This is a genomic window from Liquorilactobacillus vini DSM 20605, assembly GCF_000255495.1.
Classification (GTDB): domain Bacteria; phylum Bacillota; class Bacilli; order Lactobacillales; family Lactobacillaceae; genus Liquorilactobacillus; species Liquorilactobacillus vini.
This window is the reverse complement of record NZ_AHYZ01000127.1, coordinates 1-5,327: the sequence shown is the minus strand read 5'-3', so window position 1 is coordinate 5,327 and position 5,327 is coordinate 1. Positions and strand designations below refer to the sequence as shown.

General features: G+C 38.6%; 5 protein-coding genes and 1 pseudogene. 5 read left to right on the top strand and 1 reads right to left on the bottom strand.

From position 1 onward, the window contains the following. Nucleotides 1–180: 180 nt before the first annotated feature. The 3 genes from ON15_RS07320 (at nt 181) to ON15_RS07310 (ending at nt 3,318) form a co-directional block, all read left to right on the top strand. Nucleotides 181–876, top strand: coding sequence for a response regulator transcription factor (locus ON15_RS07320; protein ID WP_010580841.1), 696 nt, complete (start codon nt 181–183; stop codon nt 874–876). Nucleotides 877–899: 23 nt separating this feature from the next. Next, nucleotides 900–1,319, top strand: coding sequence for an arsenate reductase (thioredoxin) (gene arsC, locus ON15_RS07315; protein ID WP_010580840.1), 420 nt, complete (start codon nt 900–902; stop codon nt 1,317–1,319). A gap of 202 nt (nt 1,320–1,521) precedes the next feature. Then, complete coding sequence (locus tag ON15_RS07310) at nt 1,522–3,318, top strand: heavy metal translocating P-type ATPase (RefSeq protein ID WP_010580839.1); 1,797 nt, start codon at nt 1,522–1,524, stop codon at nt 3,316–3,318. A 75-nt stretch (nt 3,319–3,393) separates the two neighbouring features. On the opposite strand, the gene ON15_RS07305 is transcribed toward ON15_RS07310, so the two are convergent. After that, nucleotides 3,394–4,179, bottom strand: coding sequence for a CHAD domain-containing protein (locus ON15_RS07305; protein ID WP_010580838.1), 786 nt, complete (start codon nt 4,177–4,179; stop codon nt 3,394–3,396). Between the two features lie 388 nt (nt 4,180–4,567). On the opposite strand from ON15_RS07305, the gene ON15_RS12310 reads away from it, so the two are divergent. After that, nucleotides 4,568–4,690 (top strand): hypothetical protein, encoded by a 123-nt coding sequence (locus ON15_RS12310; protein ID WP_412768436.1) that lies wholly within the window; start codon nt 4,568–4,570, stop codon nt 4,688–4,690. A gap of 9 nt (nt 4,691–4,699) precedes the next feature. Beyond that, nucleotides 4,700–5,114 (top strand): annotated as a pseudogene (locus ON15_RS12305) (L,D-transpeptidase); the annotation flags it as partial. Nucleotides 5,115–5,327: the final 213 nt, after the last annotated feature.

Genomic DNA, 5,327 nt, shown 5'->3' with positions numbered 1-5,327 from the left:
ATATACTTAATGTTTTTTTTTTACCAGATATGATTCCTTAACGTTTTCTGAAAAATTCTCAGCAAAGTTGAAGCAGACAGTTAACAGTTATAAAATATAAGAATGGTAGAACAAAATTTCAAAACTATTAGATTTGAAGTTTAAATGTTTTCTAAAGAAGACGCGAAGGGTAAGAAAATAATGGAAAAAACAATTCTCTTAGTTGAAGACGAACAAGGATTGGTTGTTTCTTTAAAACAAGAGCTTGAATTTGAAGGCTATCATGTAATGACAGCAGCAGACGGTTTACTGGCACTAAAAGTTTTTAACAAAAATAAAAATCTAATTGACTTGATTATTTTAGACTGGATGCTGCCTAAATTAGATGGTTTAGGTGTTATGCGGCGCATTAGACGCACTTCAAATGTTCAGATAATAATGCTGACCGCTCGGGATTATATTGGCGACAAAGTGGCAGGCTTAACAGGTGGAGCTGATGATTACATTACCAAGCCCTTTGAAATTGAAGAACTGCTAGCCCGAATACAGGCTGTTTTGCGGCGCCCAAGACAAGGATTTGATCAAAAACAGATTTATCAACTTGATGATTTAACTCTTGATGCCAGCAAGCGACGCGTCATGCGAAACGGTTTGAATATTCGGTTAACACAGCGTGAATATAAATTGTTACTAGAAATGTTTAAAAATGTTGGCAAGGTTTTTACTCGTAATGAATTACTGGATTTGGTTTGGGGAGTCGATTTCGAAGGTGATCCAAACATTGTTGACGTCTATATCCGTTATTTGCGCAATAAAATTGATAAGTTCCCTGCAACCAAAAAATTGATCCATACAGTCAGAGGAATCGGCTATTCGTTAGATGATGATAAAGAATAGATTTTGAACGGAGGATAAAACAATTGCAAATTTATTTTCTCTGTACTGGCAACTCCTGCCGCAGCCAAATGGCAGAAGGATTTGCTAAAAAATTTTTCCCTCAGGAAGTTAAAATTGCAAGTGCTGGTTTAACAGCTAAAGGACTAAATCCGTTAGCTGTCCAAGTCATGGCTGAAAAGGGTATTGATATTTCTCATAATCAATCTAAACAAATTGATCCAAATTTTTTAAATTCAAGTGATTTGGTAGTTACTTTATGCGGGGATGCACGTGACAATTGTCCGCTAACTCCGCCGACTGTAAAAAGAATTCATTGGCCACTGCTTGATCCGGCTCAAGCTCAAGGCAGCAAGCAGGAAAAATTGCAGGTTTTCCGCGAGGTCAGCGATGAAATCGAAAAACAGGTCAAGGTTTTAGCTGATAATTTAAAAACTGTTAATTAATTGAAAAAATCAGTACTAATTCAATGCTGACCCTTTTTATTTTTAAAAATTATCAATTAGTAGTATTTTTAATAGTAGGATAAAACTTGAAAAAATTCCTTAGCGGTTAAAAATATTTTAAATCGTAGCTAGTAAAAACTACAGCACTAACTAAAATGATCCGGTAGTTTATTTTGGCAAGGATTGAACGGAGGAAAAGTCTTTGAAACAGCGGACCAAATTGGAAATCATTTTGTTAATCGGAGCAGTTGCCATCCTATTGCAATTTATTTTGCATCAAGCAGTTTGGGCGCAAATCATCATAACTTTAACGGGTGGTGTTTTTGCACTCATCATGTTCTGGCAGATGATCCAAACTTTACGTCAGGGTAAATATGGTGTTGATTTATTGGCAATTACAGCAATCGTGGCAACATTAGCGGTTGGCGAGTACTGGGCAGCAATGATCATTTTGATCATGCTGATCGGCGGTGAGTCGCTGGAAGAATATGCTACCCAAAAAGCGGGCTATGAATTAAAAAGTCTGATCGACAATTCACCGCAAATCGCTCATCGAATCGTTAATCACCAGCAGGAAGATCTCAAAGCTACACAAGTCCAGATCGGTGATCAGCTGATCGTCAAGCCAAGTGAGATTATCCCCGTTGACGGTCATGTCCTTGCAGGTGAGGGTAATGTTGATGAGTCATCCTTGACTGGTGAATCACGACCGGTCAGTAAACGAATAAATGATCCCTTATTATCTGGGGCAGTCAACGGGAATAGCGTTTTGCGGATGCAAGTTGATCGTTTGGCTCAGGATAGTCAATACCAACAGTTGGTTAAATTGGTCAAAATTTCCAGCAGTCGTCCAGCACGCTTCGTTCGTTTAGCCGATCGGTATGCATTGCCTTTCACGCTGGCTGCATACGTGATCGCAGGATTTGCCTGGTTCATAGCGCAAGATCCAGTTCGCTTTGCCGAGGTTCTAGTTGTCGCTTCACCATGTCCGCTGATTTTAGCGGCTCCTGTGGCTCTGGTATCCGGCATGAGCCGTTCATCACGCAATGGGATCGTTGTTAAGACTGGTGATGTGATTGAAAAATTAGCCACAGCCAAAACTGCTATTTTTGATAAAACTGGAACAGTTACAAGGGGATATTTAACTGTTGATCAAGTCAAATCTTTAAGTTCGCTCAAGCAGTCAGAGTTACTTAGTCTGATGTTTGGCTTGGAACAGAATTCAAATCATATTTTAGCCCGCTCGTTAGTCAAGTATGCACAGGACAAACAAATTCAAGCTCATGATTTTACCGCTGTTTCAGAAATCGTTGGTCAGGGAGTAACCGCTCGGCAAGCTGATAAAATTTTTAGATTGGGTAAATTAAAATTTGCAGCGCCTAGGAATGATTTTCATGAACTGCAGCAAACAGCGGTCTTTCTGTCTTGTGATCAGCAGTTGTTAGGTTACGTGACTTTTGCCGATGAGATTCGTCCGGAAGCGGCTGTAACGATGAAAACTCTGAAGAAAATGGGGATTAGGCATTTAATGATGCTGACTGGTGATCAAGCTGTCACGGCACAAAATGTGGCTCAAAAAGTTGCAATTGCTGATGTCCGGGCCAATCTGCTGCCACAAGCTAAAATCGCAGCTATTGAGAAATTAGCTAAGAGTGATCACCCGGTAATCATGGTCGGTGATGGCGTCAATGATGCGCCATCTTTGACTGTGGCTGATGTCGGGATTGCAATGGGAGCTCATGGCTCAAGCGCAGCTAGTGAATCGGCTGATGTGGTTATTTTGAAAGATGATTTGAGCCGAGTTGCTAAAGCCGTGAAGATTTCGCAGACGACGATGCGAGTGGCTAAACAGGCGGTGTTGATCGGCATCTTTATCTGTCTGGGTTTAATGCTGATTGCAACGACTGGTGTTTTGCCAACACTGATTGGAGCGCTGCTGCAAGAACTTATTGATACGGTTTCGATCTTATGGGCCTTAAAAGCAAGGAAAGATAATTAAAAACTGGCAGTTAAGCAGTGATCTGTTGACTAACTTAAAGTCAACGTTTAGTGCTGCTTAAACTACCAGTTTTTTTTATGCTTTTGGCAAATAAAGTTGCTGTTGTTCTTGAGCAATTTTCAGCAATAATTGCTGATCATTTTTATCAGGAAACTTTTTAGCAAATTCGTTAAGTAAATTGAAATTAACATGCGCATCAGTGATCACTCCGCAGGCATTTTGAATCTTTTCAGCTTGCAGTTGCGTTTTTTGGGCTGCTTTAGTAAGAAAGTCAGCAAAATAAGTTGCTGAATAACGCAATGTTTTGGCTCGTTTGCGGATTTGATGAACATGCGGGTAATCTGTCAGATCGAGCTGCTGAAAAGCCTTAGTGATCTTTTTTTGCCGCTGCTTCATTTTCCGGGTGATTAATTTTTGCCAATCAGCTATTGTTTCAAAGTGCAGCTGATCGATCAATTGCTTAACTTGTAATAAAGCTGTGTCTAATTTTTTTCTGACAACAGGTGTCAGGATCGTTTCCAACTGTTGCTGCCGCTGCTGATAGAATACTTGAAAGAGATGCTGATAGCTGGGGTTAGCTACGGGATGTTTATAAGCATACTGATCGATTTTTTCAATCAAAACATCCATTTCCCGTAATGGACCAAAAATTTGGGCTGCAGCACTCAGATTTTGATCAATGACGGAAAAACTAGCGGCGGGGATCTGATGCTTTAAAAATTTGCATAAAGCGCGCAGTGTTCGAATTGAGACTCGCAGATCGTGAGCTCGCTCCGGATCATAGGGATCGTTAAAAAAACGTATTTCTTCAATTTTAATTTGACCGAACTGCTGTTGCAAGATATTTAAAACTGATTTCATGCTCAAGGCCTCCTTTTGACTATATATAAAGCGCTTTTATTTACTACAAAATAACACATTTTTTAATAATTGACACAACTAATGCTAATTTTTTGTAAAAGTTTTTTAATCCTCCAGGTAACTTATATTTATTGAAATTAGAACCAAAAAATGTTGCAATAATAATGAATATAATTTACGAATGTCAGTAACTGAAAGGATAGAAATTAAAAGTGACGCGTTGGAAAAAATGGTAAAAGTTTCTGTTGTCGACAATAATTTTATGCTTAGTCGGTTTGTTGGCTTTTAAAACAGTATCTTATTTTCAGCAGGAACATTTTCAGGCAGCAGCAGTTCAAAAAATGATTCTCATAAAAAGGCAAAAACAGCTGTTAAAAAGCAAAAAACTTTGAAAAAGAAAAGTTCAAAAAAGAAGCAACATTCACCTAAAAGTACCAGTTCTTCAGTAACAAGGCAAAAACAAACAGTTAAAGACCAGACTGCCAGCAAAATGCGTCAGCCGATAAATTGACGTTTATCTTCTGAAACAGCAGCTTATCCGGTTGTTGCCGATTATCCAAATTTATGGATGCATGTTTCACTAACTAAGCAGCGGGTTTATCTGATGAATGATCAGGATATTTATATACCATGTATTGTTCGACCAAAATGAATAACCGGACGCCAAGGGCACGTATTATATTCAAGCCGAACGGGGATATTATTTTTATAGTGCCAAATCAGGCGAGGGAGCACATTATTACGTTTCTTGGTTAATACCATGGCTCATACTTGTTTCACTCAGTTCCAACAGATAATTCCGGGAATTATATAGAGTCGGTGGCTGAAAATCTCGGTAAAAAGTCAATGTCGCACGGCTGCATTCAACTAGCAGTTGCTGATGCAAATGGTTTTATCAAAATATCAAATACGGTACTAAGGTTGTGATCGACTGAAATTGATCTTAAATTATACTGAGTTAAATATTGAATAAATTATAATATCCATAAAAAAATCGGGTCTATACTTTCTGATATTGGTGGAACATAAAATCCAATATCAGTTTTTTTATTTTATACATTAAAGGACATGGCATCCTATGATACGATTTAAGTGACAAAACCCAATCGAAAGAAGGAAAAGCCATGTCCCAATTAGATTCTATCGCT